22 protein-coding genes and 5 pseudogenes are annotated in these 25,906 nt (G+C 51.5%); 14 read left to right on the forward strand and 13 right to left on the reverse strand.

Annotation, left to right across the window (positions count from 1 at the left end; genetic code table 11):
* Positions 1 to 28: 28 nt before the first annotated feature.
* From QJT81_13630 to potA, 4 genes are read right to left on the reverse strand one after another with little or no spacing between them, the layout of a single operon-like run.
* Complete coding sequence (locus QJT81_13630; protein WGZ92871.1) at positions 29 to 1,063, reverse strand: extracellular solute-binding protein; 1,035 nt, start codon at positions 1,061 to 1,063, stop codon at positions 29 to 31.
* Position 1,064: 1 nt separating this feature from the next.
* Complete coding sequence (gene potC / locus QJT81_13635) at positions 1,065 to 1,832, reverse strand: spermidine/putrescine ABC transporter permease PotC (GenBank protein ID WGZ92872.1); 768 nt, start codon at positions 1,830 to 1,832, stop codon at positions 1,065 to 1,067.
* On the reverse strand, positions 1,816 to 2,682 hold the full coding sequence (gene potB / locus QJT81_13640) for a spermidine/putrescine ABC transporter permease PotB (protein WGZ92873.1): 867 nt from the start codon (positions 2,680 to 2,682) through the stop codon (positions 1,816 to 1,818). The genes potC and potB overlap by 17 nt, the downstream gene beginning before the upstream one ends.
* Positions 2,679 to 3,788: a spermidine/putrescine ABC transporter ATP-binding protein PotA gene (potA, locus tag QJT81_13645; GenBank protein ID WGZ92874.1), complete on the reverse strand. Its 1,110-nt coding sequence runs from the start codon at positions 3,786 to 3,788 to the stop codon at positions 2,679 to 2,681. Before potA ends, potB begins: the two co-directional genes overlap by 4 nt.
* A 131-nt stretch (positions 3,789 to 3,919) precedes the next feature.
* On the opposite strand from potA, the pseudogene QJT81_13650 reads away from it, so the two are divergent.
* The 3 genes and pseudogenes from QJT81_13650 to QJT81_13660 all read left to right on the forward strand — a co-directional run bounded on the left by QJT81_13650 (position 3,920) and on the right by QJT81_13660 (position 7,881).
* Positions 3,920 to 4,961: pseudogene (locus tag QJT81_13650) on the forward strand (IS630 family transposase).
* Between the two features lie 78 nt (positions 4,962 to 5,039).
* A complete protein-coding gene (locus tag QJT81_13655; protein ID WGZ92875.1) occupies positions 5,040 to 6,542 on the forward strand; it encodes a 50S ribosome-binding GTPase in 1,503 nt (500 codons plus the stop codon).
* On the forward strand, positions 6,475 to 7,881 hold the full coding sequence (locus QJT81_13660; protein ID WGZ92876.1) for a GTP-binding protein: 1,407 nt from the start codon (positions 6,475 to 6,477) through the stop codon (positions 7,879 to 7,881). The genes QJT81_13655 and QJT81_13660 overlap by 68 nt, the downstream gene beginning before the upstream one ends.
* A 158-nt stretch (positions 7,882 to 8,039) precedes the next feature.
* Here QJT81_13660 and QJT81_13665 read toward each other — a convergent pair whose 3' ends face one another.
* The 3 genes from QJT81_13665 to QJT81_13675 form a co-directional block, all read right to left on the reverse strand.
* Positions 8,040 to 8,717: a polysaccharide biosynthesis/export family protein gene (locus QJT81_13665; GenBank protein ID WGZ92877.1), complete on the reverse strand. Its 678-nt coding sequence runs from the start codon at positions 8,715 to 8,717 to the stop codon at positions 8,040 to 8,042.
* Between the two features lie 193 nt (positions 8,718 to 8,910).
* Positions 8,911 to 9,942: a UDP-glucose 4-epimerase GalE gene (gene galE, locus QJT81_13670; protein ID WGZ92878.1), complete on the reverse strand. Its 1,032-nt coding sequence runs from the start codon at positions 9,940 to 9,942 to the stop codon at positions 8,911 to 8,913.
* A gap of 63 nt (positions 9,943 to 10,005) precedes the next feature.
* Entirely contained in the window at positions 10,006 to 10,437 is a 432-nt protein-coding gene (locus tag QJT81_13675; GenBank protein ID WGZ92879.1) for a helix-hairpin-helix domain-containing protein, read from the reverse strand.
* Positions 10,438 to 10,552: 115 nt separating this feature from the next.
* Between QJT81_13675 and QJT81_13680 the strand changes: the two genes are divergently transcribed.
* From QJT81_13680 to QJT81_13720, 9 genes and pseudogenes are all read left to right on the forward strand, one after another.
* Positions 10,553 to 11,224 (forward strand): hypothetical protein, encoded by a 672-nt coding sequence (locus QJT81_13680; GenBank protein WGZ92880.1) that lies wholly within the window; start codon positions 10,553 to 10,555, stop codon positions 11,222 to 11,224.
* A 4-nt stretch (positions 11,225 to 11,228) separates the two neighbouring features.
* Positions 11,229 to 12,407, forward strand: coding sequence for a glutathionylspermidine synthase family protein (locus QJT81_13685; GenBank protein ID WGZ92881.1), 1,179 nt, complete (start codon positions 11,229 to 11,231; stop codon positions 12,405 to 12,407).
* Positions 12,408 to 12,533: 126 nt separating this feature from the next.
* Positions 12,534 to 12,671: a hypothetical protein gene (locus QJT81_13690; GenBank protein ID WGZ92882.1), complete on the forward strand. Its 138-nt coding sequence runs from the start codon at positions 12,534 to 12,536 to the stop codon at positions 12,669 to 12,671.
* Positions 12,672 to 12,685: 14 nt separating this feature from the next.
* Positions 12,686 to 14,197, forward strand: coding sequence for an IS66 family transposase (locus tag QJT81_13695; GenBank protein WGZ92883.1), 1,512 nt, complete (start codon positions 12,686 to 12,688; stop codon positions 14,195 to 14,197).
* A 60-nt stretch (positions 14,198 to 14,257) separates the two neighbouring features.
* A complete protein-coding gene (locus tag QJT81_13700) occupies positions 14,258 to 15,166 on the forward strand; it encodes an FtsX-like permease family protein (protein ID WGZ92884.1) in 909 nt (302 codons plus the stop codon).
* A 59-nt stretch (positions 15,167 to 15,225) separates the two neighbouring features.
* Positions 15,226 to 15,516 (forward strand): IS66 family insertion sequence element accessory protein TnpB, encoded by a 291-nt coding sequence (locus QJT81_13705; GenBank protein WGZ92885.1) that lies wholly within the window; start codon positions 15,226 to 15,228, stop codon positions 15,514 to 15,516.
* Positions 15,516 to 15,890: an IS66 family insertion sequence element accessory protein TnpB gene (gene tnpB / locus QJT81_13710; GenBank protein ID WGZ92886.1), complete on the forward strand. Its 375-nt coding sequence runs from the start codon at positions 15,516 to 15,518 to the stop codon at positions 15,888 to 15,890. Before QJT81_13705 ends, tnpB (QJT81_13710) begins: the two co-directional genes overlap by 1 nt.
* A 77-nt stretch (positions 15,891 to 15,967) precedes the next feature.
* Positions 15,968 to 17,506, forward strand: a pseudogene (locus QJT81_13715) (IS66 family transposase).
* A 76-nt stretch (positions 17,507 to 17,582) separates the two neighbouring features.
* On the forward strand, positions 17,583 to 17,870 hold the full coding sequence (locus QJT81_13720; protein ID WGZ92887.1) for an ATP-binding cassette domain-containing protein: 288 nt from the start codon (positions 17,583 to 17,585) through the stop codon (positions 17,868 to 17,870).
* A gap of 4 nt (positions 17,871 to 17,874) precedes the next feature.
* On the opposite strand, the pseudogene QJT81_13725 reads toward QJT81_13720, so the two are convergent.
* From QJT81_13725 to QJT81_13735, 3 genes and pseudogenes are all read right to left on the reverse strand, one after another.
* A pseudogene (locus tag QJT81_13725) lies at positions 17,875 to 19,413 on the reverse strand (IS66 family transposase).
* A 77-nt stretch (positions 19,414 to 19,490) separates the two neighbouring features.
* Complete coding sequence (gene tnpB / locus QJT81_13730; protein WGZ92888.1) at positions 19,491 to 19,865, reverse strand: IS66 family insertion sequence element accessory protein TnpB; 375 nt, start codon at positions 19,863 to 19,865, stop codon at positions 19,491 to 19,493.
* Entirely contained in the window at positions 19,865 to 20,155 is a 291-nt protein-coding gene (locus tag QJT81_13735) for an IS66 family insertion sequence element accessory protein TnpB (protein ID WGZ92889.1), read from the reverse strand. The genes tnpB (QJT81_13730) and QJT81_13735 overlap by 1 nt, the downstream gene beginning before the upstream one ends.
* 43 nt (positions 20,156 to 20,198) lie before the next feature.
* On the opposite strand from QJT81_13735, the gene QJT81_13740 reads away from it, so the two are divergent.
* Positions 20,199 to 20,681, forward strand: a complete 483-nt coding sequence (locus QJT81_13740) for an ATP-binding cassette domain-containing protein (protein WGZ92890.1) — start codon at positions 20,199 to 20,201, stop codon at positions 20,679 to 20,681.
* On the opposite strand, the gene QJT81_13745 is transcribed toward QJT81_13740, so the two are convergent.
* Positions 20,678 to 22,465 (reverse strand): AAA family ATPase, encoded by a 1,788-nt coding sequence (locus QJT81_13745; GenBank protein WGZ96492.1) that lies wholly within the window; start codon positions 22,463 to 22,465, stop codon positions 20,678 to 20,680. The genes QJT81_13740 and QJT81_13745 overlap by 4 nt on opposite strands.
* A gap of 68 nt (positions 22,466 to 22,533) precedes the next feature.
* Complete coding sequence (locus QJT81_13750; GenBank protein WGZ92891.1) at positions 22,534 to 23,760, reverse strand: hypothetical protein; 1,227 nt, start codon at positions 23,758 to 23,760, stop codon at positions 22,534 to 22,536.
* Positions 23,761 to 23,925: 165 nt separating this feature from the next.
* Between QJT81_13750 and QJT81_13755 the strand changes: the two are divergent.
* A pseudogene (locus tag QJT81_13755) lies at positions 23,926 to 24,678 on the forward strand (transposase).
* A 7-nt stretch (positions 24,679 to 24,685) separates the two neighbouring features.
* Here the strand turns inward: QJT81_13755 and QJT81_13760 are convergent.
* A pseudogene (locus QJT81_13760) lies at positions 24,686 to 25,852 on the reverse strand (IS66 family transposase).
* Between the last annotated feature and the right edge of the window lie 54 nt (positions 25,853 to 25,906).

Here is a 25,906-nt window from a genome sequence, read left to right on the forward strand (position 1 = left end):
TAAGCACTCATTAGGGTTATTTGAAAAATCACTTTCCTGTCTTTAGTTTTTCCCAGTACCCATCATACAACTTCATGGCATCACCAATGTCGTTCTGGAACTCGGCTGTTTTCATGACCTCAGCCGTGGGGAAAATCACCGGATTATTTTGCAGCTCCTCACTCAGCAAGGCTTTAGCAGCAGCATTCGGCGTGCTATAACCCAACTCTTCCACCACTTTTTGGCCAACCTCAGGGCGTAGCATGTAGTCGATGAACTTGTGCGCATTCGCCGCATTTTCCGCACCAACCGGAATCACAAAACTGTCTACCCAAAAACCAGCACCTTCTTTAGGAAACACGTAATGGATATCGCGATTGTCTGCCTGCGCCATAATTACCTCACCACTCCAAATCATGCCAAGGTTAACATCACCGGCCATAAACGGCTCACGTGGCGCATCCGCATTAAACACCAACACATTCGGCATGAGCTTTTGCAAGTCTTCATAAGCCACCTTAACTTCATCAGGGTTAGTGGAATTAGTAGAAAAACCGTTCTTTTTCAGCGCCATGTGAAACACTTCACGCACATCATCGGTCAGCAGCAACTTACCCTGCCACTTCTCATCCCACAAATCTGCCCATGAAGTGATCGTACTTGGGTCAATTTCTTTGCTATTTACGCCAATACCTGTGCTACCCCACAAATACGGCAGGCTGTATTCATTGCTGGGGTCATAAGGCTTATCCAGCAAATCCGGCGACAAGTTTTTCAGGTTCGTGAGCTTGGTTTTGTCGATTTTCTGCAATAAACCTTCTTGGCGCATTTTTGACACCAAATAGGAGGAAGGCACAACGATGTCATACCCCTTACCCTTTTGCAGCTTGATTTTAGAATACATCACCTCGTTATTTTCGTAGGTGGAATATTCGACTTTGATGCCAGTTTCCTTTTCAAAATCAGCAACTGTACTTTCAGGGATATATTCTGCCCAGTTGTACACCACGAGTTTTTCTTCGGCGTGTAATGCCGAGGACATTGCCATTAATACAGCAGCCAGCAAAGCAGGAAGTTTGATCATGTCAGTGTTTTCTCCTGAGCAGTAACGTTGAAAGCGTAACTAAAAACAGCGAAATCGCCAGCAACAGCGTTGCCAACACATTCACTTCGGGCGAGACACCGACCTTGACCATTGAAAACACCCGAATCGGCAAAATTTCAAAGCTGGGGCCGGTGACAAACGAACTGATAATTACATCATCAAGCGACAGGGTAAAGCTCAATAACCAGCCTGCCACAATCGCTGGAAACACCAGCGGCAAGATAATCAGGCGGAAGATGCGACTTTCGCTTGCCCCCAAATCTTGCGCCGCCTCCAGTAAATATTTATCAAAACCTTTGAGTTGGGCATACACCGTGATCACCACAAAGGGTAGGCAAAACGTAATGTGTGCAATCAGCAATGACCAAAACCCCAATTGAATCCCCAGCGCAATAAAAATCACCAGAAACGTGATTGCCAGTACAATGTCGGGGGACATCATCACAATAAACAGTAAGCTACTGGCGGTGGCTTTCAGCGGAAAACGGTAGCGGTGCAAGGCCAATGCCATCAGCGTCCCAATGAGTGTTGCAGCGGTTGCCGCCAGACTTGCCACTAGTAAAGAATTCAAAAAAGCTTGGGTAAGTGCCTCATTTTCCCAGAGCTTGGCGTACCACTCGAACGTGAAACCTTTCCATTCGTAGCCGTATTTGGAGGCGTTGAAGGAGTTGATCACCAAGATACCGATGGGTAAATACAGGTAAGCGAAGATGGCGATTATAAAGCTCCATTTAAAGGCTTTCATCATCCAACCCCCCTTGTCGATTAATTCGACGGTTAGCCAAGAAATATAACCATAACAAACCCGCCATGATCACAATCAACGCCACGCTAAACGCCGCCCCAAACGGCCAATCGCGCACCACCAAAAACTGGTTTTTAATAATATTCCCCAGCAGCAGATTCTTCGCCCCACCCAACAAATCTGCCACGTAAAACATCCCCATGGCAGGCAAAAACACCATCAAACTCCCCGCAATAATCCCCGGCATGGTCAGCGGCACAATAATCAACCGAAACCGCGCCCAGAAACTCGCGCCCAAATCTTGCGCCGCTTCCAACAAAGTTCCATCCAACTTGCCGAAACTCGACACCAACGGCAACACCATAAACGGCAGCAACACGTACACTAACCCAAACACCACCGCAAACGGCGTGTACAACAATTGCAACGGCTCATCAATCAGCCCTGCACCCATCAACGTGCTGTTCACAATGCCTTTATTGCCTAAAATCAACTTGATAGCGTAAGTCCGAATCAGGCTATTCGTCCAAAACGGCACAATCATTAAAAACAGCAATACCCCACGCCAAACATTAGGTAATTTCGCCACAATATAAGCAAACGGATACCCCAACACTAAGCAAATCGCCGTGGTTAGGGTCGACAGCCACAAACTGCGCCAAAATACTTCCGCATACACTGGCTCAAACAAACGCCCCCACGAATCCAGTGTCGCAGGCCACACCGCCAAATGTTGCGAGTCAGGCGACATCACGCTAGTGAGCACCACCAATACATGTGGAATCAGTACAAACAGCCCCAACCACACCAACGTCAGCACAATCGCAAAACGCCGAAAGCTCAATAGATTCATGCTTGACCCGACCTTTCCGCAGGGATCACATGCTCCCAACCCGGAACCCAATCCACCCCCACTTTTTGGTTAATGCTGTAATCAAAATCCGGGTCATCTTCGTCAAAAAACTCGTGTGCCGTTACCGCTTGCCCGTTTTCCAGACGAATATGCGAGTTCAGGGTTTGCCCGGTATAATTACGCTCCAACACAATGCCGGGAAACCCCTTGCGCTCCAGTGCATTAGGGCGGCAATCAATACGCAAATCTTCCGGGCGCAACATCACATGCACCTTATCGCCTGCGGTAAAACGGTGATTACAGCGGATTTCACGTTCCACGCCGTTAATCAGTGCCTGGTACTGGTATTCACCTAACGCATGGGTAATTTCCCCATCGAATACATTGATTTCACCGATAAATTGCGCCACAAACAGATTACAGGGCGCTTCGTAAATTTCACGGGGTGTGCCAACCTGTTGCGCTTGTCCATTGTGCATCACCACAATCCGGTCAGACATCGACAGGGCTTCTTCCTGATCATGAGTCACGTAGACGAAGGTGATGCCCAATTGGCGTTGCAATTGCTTGAGCTCCAATTGCATTTGCTGGCGCAACTTATAATCGAGTGCGCTAAGTGATTCATCCAACAACAAAATTTTCGGTCGATTCACCACAGCACGTGCAATCGCCACCCGTTGTTTCTGCCCACCGGAAAGCTGGTGCGGCTTACGGTTGGCAAAATCGGATAAACGCACAATTGCTAAGGCATCGGCAACCCGCACTGCGATATTTTGCGCATCCACCCCTGCCATTTTCAGACCAAATGCCACGTTATCGAATACCGTCAGATGCGGAAACAGTGCATAACTCTGGAAAACAGTATTCACCGGGCGCTTTTCTGCTGGAATTCCGGCAATATCTTCACCATTCAGCAAGATTTGCCCCTCATTCGGTTGCTCAAACCCCGCAATCAGCCGCAATACGGTGGTTTTACCGCACCCCGAAGGGCCCAAGATCGTGAAAAATTCGCCGTCATTGATCGTGAGGTGAAAATCGGTGAGCACTTCCTGAGCAGCAAACCGTTTGCTGATATTGCTCAGGGTCAGAATGGGTGATCGGTTCAAGCGCGGCTCCTATCGTTAATGGCCTAGCGTGGCGGGGTCGCATCCATTATACTTTGCCCGTGAATAGCTGTTGAATAATGAGAAGCCCTCAAGCAAAGTACGGCTGTTATTGGCAACCGGTCGTCCTTTCCATGATCCAGATAGACTTCAGCGAATCCGATCAAACCGCCTTGAATGAGGGGCGTTACCGCCATGCCCACCCTCGCGTCCGCCAACGGATGGAAGTGTTGTGGCTAAAAAGCCAGGGAATGGCGCATGGGGACATTGAACGGCTGGCACAGGTGAGTTCAACGACGGTCACCCGTTATTTGAAACGTTACCAACAAGGTGGGATCGCTGCCTTGGAACAACTGGATTTCCGTCGCCCAACCCGCCGGTTGGAACCTTTCCGTGAGCCCCTGAAGAAACATTTTGAGAAGCATCCACCGACCCGGATCAGTCAGGCGATCGCTGATATACAGCGCTTAACCGGCCTTGAACTCAAGCGGGAAGCCGTGCGGCTATTCCTGCATGACTTGGGTTTGTCCGTCAGGAAGGTGGGGATGATACCGGCGAAAGCCGACCCTGCTGCCCAGGAGACTTTTAAAAAAAGAGCTGGAGCCGCGTCTTGAGGAGGCCAAGGCCGGAAAACGCGCCGTTTTCTTTGTCGACGCCGCCCACTTCGTGTTAGCACCGTTTCTGGGGTTCCTGTGGTGTTTCACCCGGCTGTTCATCCGCGCCCCTGCCGGACGCCAGCGCTACAATGTCCTCGGTGCGTTGAATGCAGTCACCCATGAACTGGTCACCGTGACCAATGACAGTTACATCAACTCCCAAAGTGTTTGTCAGTTGCTTCGGCAAATCAAGGCATTGGCCCTGGATGTCCCGGTGACCTTGGTGATGGACAATGCCCGTTACCAGCGCTGTAGCCTGGTACAAACATTCGCCCAAACACTCGGGATCGAACTGTTGTTCCTACCCGCTTATTCCCCCAACCTGAACCTGATTGAGCGCCTCTGGAAGTTTGTGAAGAAGGAATGCCTGTATTCACGTTACCATGAAAACTTTACCGCGTTTGCGCAGGCCATTGATGCCTGTTTGGCACAAACCCACACTACGCATAAAAAAGCCTTGGACTCCTTGCTGACTCTCAACTTTCAGACCTTTGAGGAATCTGCAATTATGGGCGGTTGAAGTATATATTTCCCACACGCCCACATTCAATGGATAATATCCCCGCCTACTGAAGGAAATGGAAGAATTCGACCAACCATGAAAATTACCCGACGCTTACGCTGGCTACTCGCAGGCGGCATCTTACTGATGACGCTGCTGTTTTTGCTGTTCTTGTTTTTTGCTACCAAAAACTTCCTCGACTTGTGGGATAGGCTGCTGTTACTTCCGCACTGGCTATTTTACAGCTACAGCACTGTTATTGTAGCGGTGATGGGATTCAGCGGCTGGCTCATCGTGAAATTAGTCACTGGCGGGCGTTCCACCACAGCCATTAAGCGCCCTGCCCCCAAACCCGTCACTGAAGCCTCACTGACCCAAGACATCGCGCAAATCAAAGCAGCGGGCATGGATACAGCGCCGCTAGAAGTCGAAATCGCCGAATTAAACGAACGTAGAACGGCGGGAAATGCGCACATTGCCTTTTTCGGTGACGTTAGCACGGGAAAATCTTCCATTATCAAAGCGTTATTGCCGGAAGCGGGGGTAGAAATCAACCTGCGCGGCGGCTCCACCCGCGAGATTCGCGAATATACTTGGCAAACCATCGCTGGCGACCATTTACTCCTGACCGACCTACCGGGGCGCAATGAAGCAGAAGGCACACTCGATGCTGCTGCCCGCGACGAAGCGATTCGGGCACATATTGTGGTGTATGTCACCGATTCCGACCTCAGCCGCAGCCAATTTCAAGACTTGCAGGAACTGGCAGCATTCGGCAAGCCCTTACTGATTGCGATCAACAAACGCGACCAGTACAGTGCCGAAGAACAGGCACAGCTTGCCCAGCGCATCCGCGCCCGCTTCGACTCTGCGCAGCGGACAGGGACAGCCGAACCGCCGGAAGTATTGTTCATTCAATCCGGCGGCACGGAAGAAATCGTGCGAGTCTACCCCGATGGGCGTGAAGAAACCGTACAGCGCCCCCGCAAGATGGACGTTTCCGCCCTTGCCACTCACCTACAAACCGAAATCGACCGGCGGCTGGAAACGCTCTCACAACAACGCGATGCCAGCGTACTGCATTTGGTACAAGAAAAACTCGACCTCACCCGTGAAGATTATCGACGTACCCAAGCGGAAAAAATTGTGCGCAGTTCCACCCACAAAGCCATACTGGGCGCATTGGCTTCCGTCAGCCCCGGTACGGATCTGGTAATTCAGGGTGTGATTGGGACGCGCATGGTACAAGAACTCTGTAAACTGTACGATAGCCCGGTCAGTCAACTCGACATCGACCAATTCCTGAATTTCAGTCAGGGACAGTTGAAGAAGAGTATCCCACTGCTACTCGCTGTAGCAGGCAATGGTTTGAAAGCCTTCCCCGGCATTGGCACTGTCGCGGGTGGTTTGGTACATGCCGTGGCTTATGGGCTAATTTTTGACGCGCTCGGCAAATCAGTCGCGCACACCCTCGAACAACGCGGCGCACTCAAAGCAGCGCCCGCAGCAGCAACATTTCAGGAGATGCTCAGTGGAAATCTGGAAGAACGTACAAAAACATTTGCCAGATTGGTTATTGAACAATATCGGGGCAAATAAAGCGGACAACGCCGCACCGGAGGACGATACACCGCCACAGAGCAGCGGTGACACGCATTTACAACTGGCAACCGAAAGCCTGCGCCAACTGTTAGACGATACCCGCATCCCGGACGATGTGCGTGAAAGCCTGCGTCATGATTACACCCAAGTACGCGGGATGTTAGATAAATTAGAACATGGGCATGTGCACATTGCGGTTTTCGGGCGCGTTAGTGTCGGCAAATCATCCTTGCTGAATGCTTTGCTGGGGCAACCTGTCTTCAGTGTCAGTGTATTGCATGGTGAAACCCGCAGCGTCAATATGCAGCAATGGCAGGAATACAGCGACAACGGTATTTTCCTCATCGACACGCCAGGTATTAATGAAATTGACGGCGAATCCCGCGAAAAAATGGCACATGAAGTTGCTAATCGGGCCGATTTAGTCCTATTCGTCGTGGATGGCGACCTCACCGATGTGGAATTCCAAGCCCTCAAAACAGTAACCGGTTCACATCGCCCGACATTATTGATCGTGAATAAAGCCGACCGTTACACCGAGAAGGAACAACAACAGTTACGCAGTATCTTACGTACCCGTACCCAAGGCATGATTGCCCCCGAAAACTTAATTTTTACCACAGCGCAAGCCAGCCGCCAAACCATTATTTATGTGGATGAACACGGAGAAGAAATTGAAGGTATCCGCGAACGCCCCATCAATATCAGCGCCCTCAAAACCCGCCTGTGGGACATTATCGAAGCCGAAGGCAAAACCCTTGCCGCGCTCAATGCGTCTCTGTTCGCCGGGCATTTAAGCAAGGAAGTCGGGCAACGCATTCTTGCCATCAAACGCGATCTTGGAGAGAAAACCATCCGTCTGTATTGCTTGGGCAAAGGTGTTGCCGTTGCGCTAAACCCCATTCCGGTGGCTGACTTATTAGCCGCTGCGGTGATTGATGCCAGCATGATTATGCACCTGTCAAAACTGTACGGCTTACCTATTTCGCGCAATGAAGCCAGCGATTTAGTACGTACCATACTGGGGCAAATGTTATTGCTGGCAGGAACGGTTTGGGCAGTGCATTTAGTCTCGGCTGCCCTCAAATTAGGTACAGGTGGTATCTCAACCGTACTGACAGGAGCAGCTCAAGGTGCAGTTGCATGGTACAGCACACTGGTGGTCGGGCGCGTTGCCGAAGAATGGCTTGCCAATGGCAAATCATGGGGAGAAGTCGGCCCTAAATTAACCGTAGAACGTATTTTGGACTCACTCGACCGTGATTCCGTCTTGACGGAAGCCCGTGAAGAAATCATCACCTATCTACATAAAACCGTTAAAAATCCCCAAAGCTAACGCGAATGGTTCTAATGCTAAATTCTGGATAACCCTGCAAAGCGAAGAGATGCTGGGATCATAATTAGCGGGTCAACGTTACCAATAGTTCCTAAAAATACCTAAACACAAAGGGCGACCCTAAAGTCGCCCTTCCTTCGCTCATTTACCTTAAGCGCTTAACGTAACAGACCGAACGGTGACAACAAACCACCGATGCCACCGTAATCTTGCACTGCTTCTTTAGTTGCAGATGTATGTACCTGAATTTTATCACCCGCCATCACAACCGGATCAGCGACCTTTCCTTGGTTCACATCTTCAAGAAGTACTGTATAAGGCTTACCATTGCGGAAAACAGTCACATTGTCTTTCACCGCCAAACGGTTTAAGCCCTCAGCCAAGGCAATTGCCTGAGTAACCGTGGTATCACCCGCCAACGGGTAAACACCTGGCTTATTGACTGCGCCGGAAACCGTTATTTTACTAGCTGTGGATTCCCGCACAATGACATTCACCTGTGGGTTGTGCATGTAATCTTTTTCCAAACGCGTCGCAATTTGCTTTTCCAACTGGCTAGCCGACAACCCTTGAGCATGTACTGTACCAATCAAAGCCAGCGTGATATTGCCATTGTCATCAACCCGCACTTCTTTGGACAAGTCCGGCACTTTGAAAACATCAATTTCCAATAGATCTTGCGGTGCAATCCGGTCACTACCTGAAGTGCCCGTTGGCAAGCTAGCTGATGCTGTACTTACCGTAGAACCGGGTAAAGCAGTGTGTTGCGGTGCGCCGCTGGAACAAGCTGCCAGTGTCATTGCCGCTAAGAAAGGAAACAATAATTTCCATGTCATTTTCATTGGGGATCTCCCTGATAATATTTTTAACAATTAAGTTGGGATAAGGGTTTAAGTATTACATCAAATTCAACAGTAAATTTTCTGACCAGTATTTGCGAAGCTCATCTGACTAAACGTAAGCAATTCGCAGACAACAGGAATATAGACCAAATTCACACAGTCCATCGAAATTTATGACACACAAGGTTTAATTATAACCCTTGGGGTTACTGCTTTGCCAGTGCCACGTATCACGGCACATATCCACCAAATCCTTTCCCGCCTTCCAGTGAAGCAAGTTTTCTGCCAGTGCAGGGTCAGCGTAACAACAAGCAATATCGCCCGCCCGTCGCGCCACGATGCGATAAGGCACTTCTCTTCCGCTGGCCTCACTGAATGCCCTAGCCATATCTAGCACAGAATAACCTTGCCCCGTACCGAGATTGACTACGAGCAAATTAGGCACGTCTCCCCGCTGAAAAGCTTCTAATGCTTTCACATGCCCCTTAGCCAAATCCACCACATGAATATAATCGCGCACACCCGTGCCATCATGAGTCGGGTAGTCACCACCAAATACGGATAGATAGGGGTATTGCCCAACCGCAACACGTGCAATATAGGGCATCAGATTATTGGGAATCCCTTGAGGATCTTCGCCAATTCTACCACTGCTATGCGCTCCCACCGGATTGAAATAACGCAACAACGCAATTTTCCAAGTTGGATCAGCCTTGTAAAGATCGCCGAGAATTTCTTCAATCATCAGCTTAGAACGCCCATAGGGGTTAGTGGCAGACAAGGGGAAATGTTCTTGAATCGGTGTCGTGTGCGGGTCGCCATATACAGTCGCTGATGAACTGAACACAATATTTTTCACACTGTGTTGCTGCATCGCTTGTAAGAGACTGACTGTACCCGCAACGTTATTATCGTAATAAGCTAGCGGCTGTTCGACGGATTCCCCGACAGCCTTCAAACCTGCAAAATGGATAACACTGTCAATAGTGTATTCGCTAAAAATACGCTCAAGCAGTGCGACATCACGAATATCACCTTCATAAAAAGGAATACTGGTCTGCCCAGTCAGTTGTGCAACGCGCCGTAACGATTCGGGTGAACTATTACACAGATTATCCAGCACCACGACCTGAAAGCCTGCACTCAGCAGTTCAATACAAGTATGGGAACCAATATAGCCAGCTCCACCCGTCACCAGAATATGTTTAGTTGTTTGCATGTCGGCCCTCATTAATTAGCAGACGCAACCATTATTGCGTCTGCCATAGGGTAACAAAACAGCTTAGGTTTTGTCGGCTTTAACCGTCGATTTCTCGGATACTTTATCAGCAGCTTCCGCTTTTTCATCTTTAGCCGACGCTTTTTCAGCTTTCACCTCTGTTTTTTCTGCGACTGCTTCTGTTTCTGCTGTGTCAGTCGTCTTTGCTGACTTATCCGCTTCCGCCGTATCAGCATCCGCTAACGAGATGTTGTCTTTGATATTGTCGAATAGCTTGTCACCAATGCCGGAGACTTCTTTCAAGTCTTCTAGGGTTTTGAACTCACCGTGTTCAGTGCGGTACGCAACAATCGCTTCGGCTTTCTTTTCACCGATACCGTCCAGTGAATCCAGCGTGGCAACATCTGCTGTATTGATGTTGACCATTTCCGCTAAAACAACCGGTGATGCAAACAGGGAAACAAGCAGGGATGTAATGGCAATCATTTTTTTCATTGCTGACTCTCGTGAATGTGATTTATTGTTAGGGTTTGTGTGTACACCCGTGAATTATCGCGTTAAATCACCTTATTCCGCAGCTTTTCCAGACAATCGGCAAGAGATAATTCCAATGAACAAACCTTATATCAAACCCATTATTTCCTACTCGATGGTAGGTAGTCTCGGTATGACCATCCTCGCCAGCCTGCAAGGGTGCGGGGGTGATCAGCCCCCTGCCCCGCCACCCAACACAGGCGCTGGCACGATTTCCGAAGCCGCCAAAAGCGAAGCCATGTTCATGGTCATTCAGCAAACCGGCGCAAACCCTGATACGTATGAGCTGGTGGAAAAATATCCCGCCAGCCAAACCCGTGCCATCCTCAAGGACATGAAAGGCAACGAACGTATCCTCACCGAAGCCGAACTCAAAGCAATGGCAGAAGCCGAAGCCAAAAAGGTCGAAGCTGGCACGTCTGCGCTAACGCAACCCGTGGCACAAAATCAAGGTTTGAGCTTGGGTGAAACAGTCCTCGCCGCCGCAGCCGGTGCGCTGATTGGCGGAATGCTTGCCAACAAACTCATGGGCAACGCCAATTACCAACAGCACCAGCAACAACAAGCCAGCAAAGCGCAAAGCAGCATTAGTCGCCCCGCCGCCCGCACCGACACCCGTGCGGTCAACCCTAATCAAGCACAACAACCCAAATCCGGCTTTTTCGGCAACAACAACAACGCCAATCCCAGCAACCGCTCTGGCAGTGCTGGCGGCGGTTCCTTTGGTGGCGGTTCGGTAGGGGGCTAAACTCATGATTCAACTCGAAACCGTCAAGCCCATCAGCCCCGCGCTCATGGAAGAAGTTGGCATGACGTGGCACACCGACCCCGACGGTCAACCCTATGTTGCCGCTGAAATTGTCGTCGTCACCGAAGCAGAAGCAGAAGCCTATTACACCGCTGCCAACGAACTCTACGATATGTACGTCACTGCGGCTCAACACGTCATCGACCATGACCGTTTTTTGGAACTCGACATTCCCTACAATCTGGTCGACCACATCCGCCGCAGTTGGGAAAACGACCATCGCCATCTCTACGGGCGTTTCGATTTCGCGGGTGGTGTCGACGGCTTGCCCATTAAACTGATCGAATTCAACGCCGACACCCCCACCAGTCTGTTTGAAACCGCCATCGTGCAATGGGCGCTGCTCAAAGCCAATGGCATGAACGAAGCCGCGCAATTCAACACCGTCTACGCCAGCCTCGTGAAAAATTTCCGCCGCTTAGTCACTGGCGAGAACGACCCCGACCGGTTTGGCGAGTATTACCGGTATCAAAACATCTTGTTTTCCAGCATTCGCGGCCTGCCGGAAGACGAACAAACCGTGCGTTTTTTGCAGCACCTCGCCAATGATGCCGGATTTCAAACCGATTTTTGCCACATGGATGAAGTCGGCTTTCTCGAAGAGCAAGGCATTTTCAACCCGCAACAAACCCGTTTCGACTACTGGTTTAAGCTTTACCCGTGGGAAGACATTGCGCTGCAAACTGACGGCATCAACGGCATTCTCGACGACATCACCCGCAACACCGCGACCGTCATCCTCAATCCCGCTTACACCCTGCTATTCCAAAGCAAAGGCATTCTGAAAGTATTGTACGAGCTATTCCCCGACTCCCCCTATTTGTTGGAAACCCGCAGTGAAAGGCTGCACGGCAAACAGCAAGTGGCGAAAAAGCTGTTCGGGCGCGAAGGTGCCAATGTCAGCATTTACGATGCAGCGGGCAAACTCCTCACGCAAACTTCCGGCGAATACGACCGCTACCAAACCGTTTACCAAGCATTCGCCGAATACCCCAAAGACGCGCAAGGGCGCAGTTATCAGGCAGGGGTATTTTTCGCATGGGAAGGCTGTGGTTTAGGGTTTCGACGCGGCGGTGAAATCCTCGATAATCTCAGCAAATTTGTGGCGCATCGGGTCGCGTAAGTCGGGTTAGCCAAGTTTATCCCGGCTCATCTTCCCAGTGTGTTACTCTGTAGGCTCGGTATGCACCCCAGTCATGCCATCCACTGTCGTGTTCCGTGGGATCATATTCCAGAAAGGAGCTACCCCTTGTTCAAACGCACCTTGGATTTTCAAGCGCAAATCATCATTCTGCCGCCCAACGAAGTATCACGCCCACTGCATCAGACGGGGGACGGGGCGATGCTTGCCGTAACTGTTCACGAGCTTGCAACTGCCACAGCTTGAGCTATGCTTGATGAATGAACGATCTGACCATCACCACCGATTTTACCGACATTGCGTTGCCCACCGATTTGGCAGCCTCCCAGCAGCTTAACCGTGATCTGCTGACGTTGGTGGTTGCTTTGCAAGCACGGGTCAAACGACTGGAAGCGGAACTGACAGAACTAAAAGAACGCCTGAATGACTCCTCCAGTAACTCCTCTAACCCACCCTCACGGGACACGCCCGAACAACGCGCCCAGCGCGAACGCAAACCCAAAAGCGCGCTAAAACGCGGCGGTCAGCCGGGGCACAGCAAACATGAACGTGCCTTAGTGGAGGAATCGCGGCTGGACGCTATCCAGCACTATTATCCTGAAGGCTGTTGCCGTTGTGGGGGTCATCTGGCGATGGAAACCACACCGAGCCAGCGTCATCAGGTGTTTGACCTGCCGGAAGTCGCTTACCATGTAACGGAACACCGCCTGTATGCGGGTACGTGTACTTGCTGTGGGAAACGTCAGGTAGCTGAGTTGCCCGAAGACGTCCCCAGTGGGCAGATGGGAGCAGGATTGATCAGTTGGATTACCCTGATGAATGGGGCTTGCCGCCTATCCACGCGGCAAATCCAGTTACTGCTGGAAGAACAATGGCAGTTATCCTTCAGTAGCGGTGCGATCAGTGAAGCGACTGCACCCGTCAGCGGTTGGTTAGCGCCTTTATATGCGCAGGCAGGTGAAGCGGTGCGTAGCAGCCCGGTGGTAAACGCGGACGAAACCAGTCACTACCGTGGGCGCGAACGTGAATGGCTGTGGGTGATGTGTTCGCCACAGGTGGTGTACTTCATGACGCATTACTCACGCGGCAAAGGCGCAGCGGATGAGTTATTGGGCGATTTCAGTGGCATACTCGTGACCGACCAGCACGGCGGCTATAACCACCATCCCACTGAACGGCGGCAACTGTGCTGGGCGCATATCATCCGCAAGTTCAAAAAAATGGCACAACGTTACGGGCGGGCAGGCATCTTAGGGAAACGTTTACTGCGTCTGGCACGCCTGATTGTCCACTTACATAACCGCAGGCTCGCAGGCGCTTACGCTGACAAACTCTACCGGCAACGCATGGATAAACTCCGCGAAGCCTTTCGGCAGACATTGTTGGCAGGTAGCGGCTTACGGCAAGCACAACATCCTGATAAGCCCACTAAAACCGCTAACCAGTGCCAACGCTTACTGGATGATGAGCTTATGTTATGGACATTTCTGCGTCATCCCGGTGTTCCTCTGACCAATAATGCCGCCGAACGTGCCATCCGCCCCTATGTCATCTGGCGTAAGACCAGTTTTTTCAGCCAATCTTTCCGGGGCGACCAATTCCGCCCGTTGATACTGACTATTGTGGAAACCTGCAAACGCCTAGGTGTCAGCGCTTACCGAATTATCCGCCAGGCGTGCCAGCAGGCACTGACCAAAAAACCAGTGACGGTGCGTTTGCCGATTCCTCCACCGCAAGTACTGAATCCGGTTACTGGATTTCTTGCCGCTTAAGGGGAGCTGTTCCGTGAACAGTTACTGCTTGCCACGCTGGTACAGCCACGGGCGCAACGCTTGCAATCAGTTGATCAATGGCAAACCGTTCTCGCCCAAGTCGCCAAAATGGATGGGGTTAGCGTGGCTGCGCCAGTAGTATCGGGTGCGGGTTTTATCGTGCGCGGCGAGGCTAACAAAGCCGTCGGCTTGACCGGCATCGAGCCAGAAACCTATTTGCAACTCATCGCCCTCAATAGCAAAATCATCGCTGGCACAGCCAATATCACCGGCACAGACATGCTGGTCGGCCTAGATTTGGCGAAAGATTTAGGCGTGTGGACAGGCGATAAACTCAATCTGCAAACCGCATCCGGCGGCACGGCAACCTTGAGCATTCGCGGCATTTTCGATTACGGCAATAGTGGGGTGAATTCACGCTCGGTGTACATCGCGTTACGCACGGCGCAAAGCCTGCTCGATTTGGCGGGCGGTGTCACCAGCGTCGAAGTGAATCTGGATGCGCCATTTACTCCCGAAACCGTGGCGCAAACCATCCAAGCGCAAACGGGCTTGAAAGTGGATAGTTGGATTGCCACCAATGCGCAATTCTTTAGCGCGTTGGAAGCACAATCCATGTCCAATACCGTGATCCGCTTTTTCGTCGGGTTGACTGCCGCGTTGGGCATCGCCAGCGTGTTGGTGGTGTCGGTGGTGCAAAAATCCAAAGCGATTGGCATCTTGCGGGCGACGGGTACATCGCGGCGGCAAATCCTGCGGCTGTTTTTGCTGCAAGGGGCGTTGACGGGTTTGATCGGTTCGCTGTTGGGCGCATTCGTCGGTTGGTTATTTTTAATCGCGTGGCGCAATATCGCCATTAACGCGGACGGCACGCAACTTTTCCCGATTACATTTGACCCGATGCTGTTTGTGTACGCAGCCGTGGGCGCAACGCTGGTCGGGAGTAAGCGACCATTTCAGCACGTCTAGCCCTCGCGATTTCCACGTCCTAAACTGGTTTCCAACCTGAACAACCGAAGGAAACCTCAATGAAACGCCCTCACCGCCGCGCCAGCGAATGGCAAACCCTCATTAGCCAATGGCAAGCCAGCGGCTTATCCGCCCCGGCATTTTGTGAACAGCACAGTATCGGTTACGCCAGTTTTTGCCAATGGCGGCAGCGTCTACGCTCCGCAGATGGCGTGGAGGAACCAGCCGTTCCCGCCAATACCTTCATCGACTTGGGAGCATTATCGGCGGGTCATGCCGCGCTGGGGCAAGGCTGGCACATTGTGCTGAGTTTGGGGAATGGTGTTGAACTACGCCTGAGCCAACGCTGATGTTTGCCCCCGCAGCCACCGCCCGCATCTGGCTATGCACCCAAGCCACCGACATGCGCAAAAGCTTTACGGGGCTGACCGCTTTGGTGAAAAACCAGTTAGGGCAAAATCCCCTGAGTGGGCATTATTTCGTGTTTGTGAACCTACGTAAAACCCAGATGAAGATCCTCTATTTTGAACCCAGCGGCTATTGCTTATGGAGCCAACGCCTGGAGCAGGGCCAATACCGGGTGCAGCCGACAACCAGCGGGCAGCGCGAACTGACCCGGACGGATTTGCAGTTGATTTTGGCGGGCATTGAGGTGCAAAAATCCAGACAATTCAAGCGTTACCAGTATCCTGTGCAGCCACATTCTGGTACAATAAGCCCATGATTTTAAAGCCATCCACCCCGTCTGACACCAGCGTTCCCATGCCGCCGATTGTGGCGGAAATGCTGGCGTTGCGTGAGGAAAATGCTGCCCTGAAACAGGATATAGCTGAATTGAAACGCCAATTGGCGTGGTTCAGGCAACATGTCTTTGGCAGCAAATCGGAAAAGCGTCCGGTTGAGATACCGGTGGCGCAGTTGCCGTTGTTTGCCCCCGCCGCCGCCCCGGTTGCCGCACCCGAGGGTGAAAGCATTACCGTCACCTACCAACGCGGTAAAGCCCCCAAGCTGCGCCCGGATGACTGCGTGAATGACAGCGGGTTACGCTTTACCGCCGATGTCCCGGTCAAGGTGATTCACCTCACCCCGCCGGAACTTCAGGGGGAAGAGGCTGACCAGTATGAGGTGATCGGCACCCAGGTGACCCATCGGGTGGCGCAACGCCCTGCCAGCTACCTCATCCTGCAATACGAGCGCCCGGTCATCAAACGTAAGGGCAGTGCTTCGGCTTCGCTCAGCAACCCACCACTTCCCAGCCCTGCACCCGCCAACGTGCTGGAACGTAGTGTCACCGATGTCAGCTTTTTGGTGGGGATGTTGGTGGACAAGTTCCAGTACCACCTGCCGTTGTACCGCCAGCACCAACGCCTGACCCAAGCGGGGATCACCCTCAGCCGCACGACGCTGACCAATGCGGTGAAACGTGCCATCGACCTGCTCAAACCCATTGCCGAAGCGCAACTCGCCAGTGTACTGCAAAGCAAGCTGCTGGCGATGGACGAAACCCCCATCAAAGCCAGCCCCGCAGGCAACGGCAAGATGAAGCAAGGCTACTTCTGGCCGCTGTACGGGGATCAGGACGAAATCGTCTTCACCTTCTCCGCCAGCCGTGGGCGGCAACACATTGAAAAGACTCTTCGCCAACAGTTCAGCGGCACACTGCTCAGCGACGGTTACCGTGCTTATGCCAGTTACGTCAACGCCAATGACAAGATTACCCATGCCCAATGCTGGGTACACAGCCGTCGCACCTTCATTGCCGCCGAAACCGCTGAACCACAAGCAGTACGCCAAGCCCTTGACACTATCGCGGCACTCTATCAGCACGAAGCCCAGATTAACGAGAAAAAACTCGACGGGGAAGCCAAACGTACCTACCGCCTCACCCACAGCAAGCCGTTGGTCGACCAGTTCTTTGAATGGTGCCAAACCCAATTACAACGTACCGATTTAATCCCCTCCAACCCGCTGACCAAAGCCCTTGGTTATGTCATCCGCCGCGAACACGAACTGCGCGTGTTTCTGGAAGATCCCGACGTGCCAATGGATACCAACCACATCGAACGCGCCCTGCGGCCCATCCCCATGGGCAGGAAAAACTGGTTGTTCTGCTGGACAGAACTCGGCGCGGAACACGTGGGCATCATCCAAAGCCTGATCACCACCTGCCGCCTGCATGACATTAACCCGTATGTCTATCTGATGGATGTTCTGTTGCGCGTTAGTGAGCATCCCGCTTCTCAGGTGCAAGACCTTACGCCAAGATGTTGGAAACAACGGTTTGCGGATAAGCCATTGCGCTCGGATTTGTTTGCGGATATCAACGACGGGCTAGAATGACCGTTTACGGTCGGGATACTCGCCGCCTTATTCCCTGCCCTGCAAGCAGCGCGGCTTGACCCGGCGGTGGCGATTCGTGGCTGACTTTAACGCCATTACCCTGCAACTCAAGGGCATCCGCAAAGCCTACAATGTCGGTTTGCCAGCGGAAACCGAAGTGCTGCACGGGCTGGATTTAACCATTGCACGCGGCGAATTTGTGGCACTGATTGGTCCTTCTGGATCGGGCAAAAGTACTTTGCTGAACCTGATTGGCTTGCTCGATAAACCGACGGCGGGTGAATTGTTGATTACGGGGCAACCGACGACGCAATTGCAGGATCGGGAACTGACCTTGTTACGCGCCAAAGCGATTGGTTTGTAAACGGTCATTCTAGCCCGTCGTTGATATCCGCAAACAAATCCGAGCGCAATGGCTTATCCGCAAACCGTTGTTTCCAACATCTTGGCGTAAGGTCTTGCACCTGAGAAGCGGGATGCTCACTAACGCGCAACAGAACATCCATCAGATAGACATACGGGTTAATGTCATGCAGGCGGCAGGTGGTGATCAGGCTTTGGATGATGCCCACGTGTTCCGCGCCGAGTTCTGTCCAGCAGAACAACCAGTTTTTCCTGCCCATGGGGATGGGCCGCAGGGCGCGTTCGATGTGGTTGGTATCCATTGGCACGTCGGGATCTTCCAGAAACACGCGCAGTTCGTGTTCGCGGCGGATGACATAACCAAGGGCTTTGGTCAGCGGGTTGGAGGGGATTAAATCGGTACGTTGTAATTGGGTTTGGCACCATTCAAAGAACTGGTCGACCAACGGCTTGCTGTGGGTGAGGCGGTAGGTACGTTTGGCTTCCCCGTCGAGTTTTTTCTCGTTAATCTGGGCTTCGTGCTGATAGAGTGCCGCGATAGTGTCAAGGGCTTGGCGTACTGCTTGTGGTTCAGCGGTTTCGGCGGCAATGAAGGTGCGACGGCTGTGTACCCAGCATTGGGCATGGGTAATCTTGTCATTGGCGTTGACGTAACTGGCATAAGCACGGTAACCGTCGCTGAGCAGTGTGCCGCTGAACTGTTGGCGAAGAGTCTTTTCAATGTGTTGCCGCCCACGGCTGGCGGAGAAGGTGAAGACGATTTCGTCCTGATCCCCGTACAGCGGCCAGAAGTAGCCTTGCTTCATCTTGCCGTTGCCTGCGGGGCTGGCTTTGATGGGGGTTTCGTCCATCGCCAGCAGCTTGCTTTGCAGTACACTGGCGAGTTGCGCTTCGGCAATGGGTTTGAGCAGGTCGATGGCACGTTTCACCGCATTGGTCAGCGTCGTGCGGCTGAGGGTGATCCCCGCTTGGGTCAGGCGTTGGTGCTGGCGGTACAACGGCAGGTGGTACTGGAACTTGTCCACCAACATCCCCACCAAAAAGCTGACATCGGTGACACTACGTTCCAGCACGTTGGCGGGTGCAGGGCTGGGAAGTGGTGGGTTGCTGAGCGAAGCCGAAGCACTGCCCTTACGTTTGATGACCGGGCGCTCGTATTGCAGGATGAGGTAGCTGGCAGGGCGTTGCGCCACCCGATGGGTCACCTGGGTGCCGATCACCTCATACTGGTCAGCCTCTTCCCCCTGAAGTTCCGGCGGGGTGAGGTGAATCACCTTGACCGGGACATCGGCGGTAAAGCGTAACCCGCTGTCATTCACGCAGTCATCCGGGCGCAGCTTGGGGGCTTTACCGCGTTGGTAGGTGACGGTAATGCTTTCACCCTCGGGTGCGGCAACCGGGGCGGCGGCGGGGGCAAACAACGGCAACTGCGCCACCGGTATCTCAACCGGACGCTTTTCCGATTTGCTGCCAAAGACATGTTGCCTGAACCACGCCAATTGGCGTTTCAATTCAGCTATATCCTGTTTCAGGGCAGCATTTTCCTCACGCAACGCCAGCATTTCCGCCACAATCGGCGGCATGGGAACGCTGGTGTCAGACGGGGTGGATGGCTTTAAAATCATGGGCTTATTGTACCAGAATGTGGCTGCACAGGATACTGGTAACGCTTGAATTGTCTGGATTTTTGCACCTCAATGCCCGCCAAAATCAACTGCAAATCCGTCCGGGTCAGTTCGCGCTGCCCGCTGGTTGTCGGCTGCACCCGGTATTGGCCCTGCTCCAGGCGTTGGCTCCATAAGCAATAGCCGCTGGGTTCAAAATAGAGGATCTTCATCTGGGTTTTACGTAGGTTCACAAACACGAAATAATGCCCACTCAGGGGATTTTGCCCTAACTGGTTTTTCACCAAAGCGGTCAGCCCCGTAAAGCTTTTGCGCATGTCGGTGGCTTGGGTGCATAGCCAGATGCGGGCGGTGGCTGCGGGGGCAAACATCAGCGTTGGCTCAGGCGTAGTTCAACACCATTCCCCAAACTCAGCACAATGTGCCAGCCTTGCCCCAGCGCGGCATGACCCGCCGATAATGCTCCCAAGTCGATGAAGGTATTGGCGGGAACGGCTGGTTCCTCCACGCCATCTGCGGAGCGTAGACGCTGCCGCCATTGGCAAAAACTGGCGTAACCGATACTGTGCTGTTCACAAAATGCCGGGGCGGATAAGCCGCTGGCTTGCCATTGGCTAATGAGGGTTTGCCATTCGCTGGCGCGGCGGTGAGGGCGTTTCATTGAGGTTTCCTTCGGTTGTTCAGGTTGGAAACCAGTTTAGGACGTGGAAATCGCGAGGGCTAGACGTGCTGAAATGGTCGCTTACATTGGTTTTGTGTTCCAGTTCCACAACCTGCTGCCCGAATTTACCGCTCTGGAAAACGTGATGTTGCCATTGCTCGCCGCCCGTGGTCGCCCTGATGAAGCCATGCGTTTACGCGCTGCCGAATTGATTGAGCAGGTGGGGCTGACCGAGGTGGGCAAACACATGAGCAATGATTTATCCGGCGGTCAACAACAGCGCGTTGCCATTGCCCGCGCTTTAGTGATGCAACCCGCGCTGGTGCTGGCGGACGAGCCTACCGGCAACCTTGATACCAAAGCCGCTGACAATGTGTTTGATTTGCTGCGCAGCGTGAATGAAGCCAGCGATACCAGTTTTTTAATCGTCACCCACGACCCGCGCTTGGCGCAGCGTTGCGACCGCATTATTGAACTGGTGGACGGGCGGATTGATTCGGATAAAGCCAATGCTCGCGCACGTTAGCACGCTTCCCACAACACCCGCTCAAACCCCAGTGCCACCACCGCCAGACAGTGCAGACGCTCAGGTTGCTGGTATTTGGTTTCCAATGCCTGCCGGTAATCCCGCAACTGGGTTAACGCTGCCTGCATCGCTGTCTGCACTACTGGCAACACTGCCAAGGTTTCGCGTGATTGACCTCGCACTTGCTCCGCTGTGAGTTTGGCATCTGCCAATGACACGTATTTGAATTCCAATACAATATCTTTCAGCAGCGGGAAACGCCGCATATTCGGGCGGATGATCATCAACAAGTCGGAATAACGCCGCTGAATCACCGCTTCCGAATCCATAATGTAATACAGGTCGTTGAATAGCAGCGTCATGAAGGCGGTTTTCACCGTGAGTTCGTTGCTCCAGCGGTAATCGCGGTTGCTGAATACGGCAAAATATTTGTTCTCGACGAATTCGACCAGAGGCTGCAAATCAGCCGTCTGGTAGAAGTTTTCTGCCAAGTGTTGCGCGGTTTGCTGGTCTTCAAAGCGGGGCAAGGTTTGTTCTTTGAGTTGCTCAACGTACACACCACGGATCACCAGATTGGGGATTGCCAACACCAACCGCCCCATGCCATCCACGTCCGCTATGGTTAACACGCCAAAAAAATACAGCAGGGAGAGCATGTAGGTCGGGTCGTGTTGCACCCGTTGCAATTGTTCTACCCCGAAACGGGTTTCCAGTTGCCGCAAAGGGGTGGTGCGGGTTTCATCCAGAATTTGGTCAATCACTGCCGCACCGGCTGGCAGGTTGGCAATGTAACGGATGCACCCCGCATCCATCGCCAGATTGCCGTCGAGCATTTGGCGCGGCATATCGCCGTTCTGTTGATAATGGCGCAAGAAGTAAAAGCTCAAGGTAGGGTTATACACCAGTGGCAGCGTCAACATTTCACAAAAGCGGTAGCCGTTATAGAATCGCCGCATTACATCCAGAATACCCGCAACTTTCTGGGTATCCTGCTGATGGGCTTGCAGGATTTGCTGCAATAACAAGGTCAGTTCGTCTTGCGTCACCCCACATAAGGCATTAAAACGTTCATCCAGATAAATGCTGGTGGCAACATTGTAGCCGCTGGTCATGTCGCTCAATACCACCGGGGAAACGCCCGTGATAAATACCCTTGAAATTTTGCCTTCGGACGCACTCGCTTTGATCACTTTGAACAAGGTTTTCAACACGCCCTCGCCTTCCAGCAAGTCGTGGTAACGCACCCGATCACGCGGGTCGCTGGTGAGGATTTCATTGGCGAAATTATCGTATTCGTCAATCAGCAGGTAGACGGTATGCCCGCTGTTTTTCACTACGCCAGCCAAAGATTCAAAAGAAGCAATCGCATTGTGAGGTAAAATCGTTACCGCAGAGGTCAGGGTATGACGGTACTTTTCCACGAACTCCTCGATCGCCACGTTGATATGCTCAAACAGATTGCGCTTAATCTGTTCAATATCACCCTGCCCCGACACTTTGGAAAAATCCCAACGCAAGATCAGGTACTGGTTATGCTCGGCAGTAGGATTTTTGCCAATGGCAAGATCACCAAATAGCGCAGGAAATTCATCTGCTGTATGACGGTCATAGTAATTCGCCAGCGTTGACAACAGCAGGGACTTCCCGAACCGGCGCGGGCGCAAGAACACCAACTGATCCCCAGCGGCTTCTATCGCGGGAATGTGCGCGGTGCGGTCAAAGTACAACATACCTTGCGAGCGAATCCGCTGGAAATCACTGATACCGTAGGGAAATTGGATCATAGTCACGACAACATTTTGGTTGGGGTATGCAGTGAGTTTAGCACGGGCAGACACAAGGCTGAGGTCATTCATGCAGCATCTCCGGTATCACTATCGACCAATTTATTTTTATCTAATGGGTTCTCTAGCTGATATAAATCGCAGATAAAAGTAACAGCAACTTCGATCATATCCATTGTTTCAGTTGGCTTAAGCCACACCTTTCCAGCTTCTATTTGAATACTAGACATATTGGTGATTAACCAATCTATGAAACATGCATTTTTATGGATAGTAAGATTTGGAAGCTCTATTCTCCAGCCTTTTTCTTCACAGAATGACTCTATATCATCAATTAGAAATAATGGACTCTCCGTTGCATATTGAACATAAGAACTATATTTAAAAACCCGAACCTCCTTATTATTTTTATTCCGCACGCATAAAATACGATTATTATTCGTAATTATATCCCAAACAGTTTTTACGTATGGATTAACATGATACGACCTTAAGTTATCTCCGCCCAACTCCCTTATTTTAAAACTCCCACCCCAAGAATAAATATTTGAATACTCACATGTTATATTTTTATATTTAACAAAATAATATCGCCACTTTCTTGAAAATGCATTTATCTTACATTCTTCTTTTAAGTATTGAAATATTATCTCATCAAGTCTTTCCATAGGAGATAGGTTAGAATCAATAGCACTGTATTTATCTAAAAAGTTAACAAGAAAATTCTTATTTTTTAGACCATACTCAGCTTTACTGTCAATATAATAAGCGAGAATAACATTCCAATTATTTTTACTACCAAAAAACCATAATCCATGCAATTTAGAGCCATTTATCCATATCTGATACTCTTCAAGACTTAATAATGCTCTTAAAATAAGTGAACAGTTTTGACTCCATATTTCATCAAATGATTTTGCACGTTGTTGAAAATTGACAACAAATTCACTACTGAAAATTTCTTCTGTTTCCGGCATGAAATTGTGAATAGCTCCCTTAACTTCAGGATGATCTTCAAGTTTAAAGATAACGTCTCTCAATGCTGGATATTGCGTTATCAATTTGGCTTTTTTGATTTCAGACTGAACGGAATATAACTGTTCGTTATTAATCAAAAAATATTCATGCGGTTTATCTTCTAGTGTCTTGTAAACATTTTCATCACAAGTTAGGCGGCATATGACATTTATACAATCGTGCATTTTTTTATCCTTCAAATCTGATGAAAATGAAATACCAGATTGTTTTCTTACCCTTATTAGTAAGTTCCTAATAACACGAACTAAATCATGCAAGTGATCATCACCTAGCTTTTTTTCATCAAAGTCATGATATACATAGGAGCCACTTGCAAAATTACATTTTCAGCGTGAACCTTCCTTCATCTGAAGGAAAAAAGAAGTGTGGGCTGCCGTTTTCGGCGATAATAGAAGCGTCAAAACAACCATTAAGCCCACGCTATGAATTCTACCGAACGCGCCCTGATTGCACAACGCTGGAGTTTGCTGCAAATTGAAATACTACCTTGCTTCAATGATGCCTTTGGCACATTGACCCCCAAGCTTGAAAAACTCATTCACGTACTGGAGCTGACGCGCATTGAAGATTTTGTGCGCTCTTTTCGTGATGGGTCTGGACGGCCAGCGACGGAGCGATCTTGGTTTGCCAATGCTTTTGTCGCCAAAAGCGTGCTCAATATTGTCAATACGCGAGCACTCATTGACCGGCTGCAAAACGATCGCTCCCTGCGACGCATCTGCGGGTTTCCCCTGACCAAGAAACTGCCTTCCGAATCCACCTTTTCACGTGCCTTCGCTGAATTTGCTGAACAGCGTTTAGCGGAACGTGTGCATGAAACGTTGGTGAAAACGTATTTGGGCGATGCGCTGATCGGCCACCTGTGTCGGGATTCAACAGCCATTGAGGCACGTGAACGGCCTGTTGCCGAGGAAAAGCCAAAGAAAAAACAAGGGCAAACACGGATTCAGCGCCAACGGGAACAGTCACTTCAGCAAGCACTCGATGAGATACCGGTTCAGTGTAACCGGGGGACGAAGAAGAATGCCCAAGGCTACAAGCACAGTTGGAACGGCTACAAACTGCATATCGATACCGCCGATTGTGGTGTCCCGATAGCAGCCATTCTGTCTTCCGCCTCCTTTCACGACAGCGGGGCAGCCATCCCACTCTCTCAAATCAGTGCCCAACGTGTGTAAACGGTCATTCTAGCCCGTCGTTGATATCCGCAAACAAATCCGAGCGCAATGGCTTATCCGCAAACCGTTGTTTCCAACATCTTGGCGTAAGGTCTTGCACCTGAGAAGCGGGATGCTCACTAACGCGCAACAGAACATCCATCAGATAGACATACGGGTTAATGTCATGCAGGCGGCAGGTGGTGATCAGGCTTTGGATGATGCCCACGTGTTCCGCGCCGAGTTCTGTCCAGCAGAACAACCAGTTTTTCCTGCCCATGGGGATGGGCCGCAGGGCGCGTTCGATGTGGTTGGTATCCATTGGCACGTCGGGATCTTCCAGAAACACGCGCAGTTCGTGTTCGCGGCGGATGACATAACCAAGGGCTTTGGTCAGCGGGTTGGAGGGGACTAAATCGGTACGTTGTAATTGGGTTTGGCACCATTCAAAGAACTGGTCGACCAACGGCTTGCTGTGGGTGAGGCGGTAGGTACGTTTGGCTTCCCCGTCGAGTTTTTTCTCGTTAATCTGGGCTTCGTGCTGATAGAGTGCCGCGATAGTGTCAAGGGCTTGGCGTACTGCTTGTGGTTCAGCGGTTTCGGCGGCAATGAAGGTGCGACGGCTGTGTACCCAGCATTGGGCATGGGTAATCTTGTCATTGGCGTTGACGTAACTGGCATAAGCACGGTAACCGTCGCTGAGCAGTGTGCCGCTGAACTGTTGGCGAAGAGTCTTTTCAATGTGTTGCCGCCCACGGCTGGCGGAGAAGGTGAAGACGATTTCGTCCTGATCCCCGTACAGCGGCCAGAAGTAGCCTTGCTTCATCTTGCCGTTGCCTGCGGGGCTGGCTTTGATGGGGGTTTCGTCCATCGCCAGCAGCTTGCTTTGCAGTACACTGGCGAGTTGCGCTTCGGCAATGGGTTTGAGCAGGTCGATGGCACGTTTCACCGCATTGGTCAGCGTCGTGCGGCTGAGGGTGATCCCCGCTTGGGTCAGGCGTTGGTGCTGGCGGTACAACGGCAGGTGGTACTGGAACTTGTCCACCAACATCCCCACCAAAAAGCTGACATCGGTGACACTACGTTCCAGCACGTTGGCGGGTGCAGGGCTGGGAAGTGGTGGGTTGCTGAGCGAAGCCGAAGCACTGCCCTTACGTTTGATGACCGGGCGCTCGTATTGCAGGATGAGGTATACTTTGCCCGTGAATAGCTGTTGAATAATGAGAAGCCCTCAAGCAAAGTACGG

The organism is Candidatus Thiothrix putei (assembly GCA_029972225.1).
In the GTDB taxonomy this organism is placed as follows: domain Bacteria; phylum Pseudomonadota; class Gammaproteobacteria; order Thiotrichales; family Thiotrichaceae; genus Thiothrix; species Thiothrix putei.

Excerpts from the sequence above, each read along its gene's own strand:
- QJT81_13705 (WGZ92885.1), top strand. The coding sequence starts at position 15,226 with ATGAAACGCCCTCACCGCCGCGCCAGCGAATGGCAAACCCTCATTAGC.
- tnpB (WGZ92888.1), bottom strand. The coding sequence starts at position 19,865 with ATGTTTGCCCCCGCAGCCACCGCCCGCATCTGGCTATGCACCCAAGCC.
- QJT81_13630 (WGZ92871.1), bottom strand. The coding sequence starts at position 1,063 with ATGATCAAACTTCCTGCTTTGCTGGCTGCTGTATTAATGGCAATGTCC.
- QJT81_13655 (WGZ92875.1), top strand. The coding sequence starts at position 5,040 with ATGAAAATTACCCGACGCTTACGCTGGCTACTCGCAGGCGGCATCTTA.
- potC (WGZ92872.1), bottom strand. The coding sequence starts at position 1,832 with ATGATGAAAGCCTTTAAATGGAGCTTTATAATCGCCATCTTCGCTTAC.
- QJT81_13695 (WGZ92883.1), top strand. The coding sequence starts at position 12,686 with ATGAACGATCTGACCATCACCACCGATTTTACCGACATTGCGTTGCCC.
- tnpB (WGZ92886.1), top strand. The coding sequence starts at position 15,516 with ATGTTTGCCCCCGCAGCCACCGCCCGCATCTGGCTATGCACCCAAGCC.
- QJT81_13735 (WGZ92889.1), bottom strand. The coding sequence starts at position 20,155 with ATGAAACGCCCTCACCGCCGCGCCAGCGAATGGCAAACCCTCATTAGC.
- QJT81_13680 (WGZ92880.1), top strand. The coding sequence starts at position 10,553 with ATGAACAAACCTTATATCAAACCCATTATTTCCTACTCGATGGTAGGT.
- QJT81_13745 (WGZ96492.1), bottom strand. The coding sequence starts at position 22,465 with ATGATCCAATTTCCCTACGGTATCAGTGATTTCCAGCGGATTCGCTCG.
- QJT81_13665 (WGZ92877.1), bottom strand. The coding sequence starts at position 8,717 with ATGACATGGAAATTATTGTTTCCTTTCTTAGCGGCAATGACACTGGCA.
- potB (WGZ92873.1), bottom strand. The coding sequence starts at position 2,682 with ATGAATCTATTGAGCTTTCGGCGTTTTGCGATTGTGCTGACGTTGGTG.
- galE (WGZ92878.1), bottom strand. The coding sequence starts at position 9,942 with ATGCAAACAACTAAACATATTCTGGTGACGGGTGGAGCTGGCTATATT.
- QJT81_13675 (WGZ92879.1), bottom strand. The coding sequence starts at position 10,437 with ATGAAAAAAATGATTGCCATTACATCCCTGCTTGTTTCCCTGTTTGCA.
- QJT81_13685 (WGZ92881.1), top strand. The coding sequence starts at position 11,229 with ATGATTCAACTCGAAACCGTCAAGCCCATCAGCCCCGCGCTCATGGAA.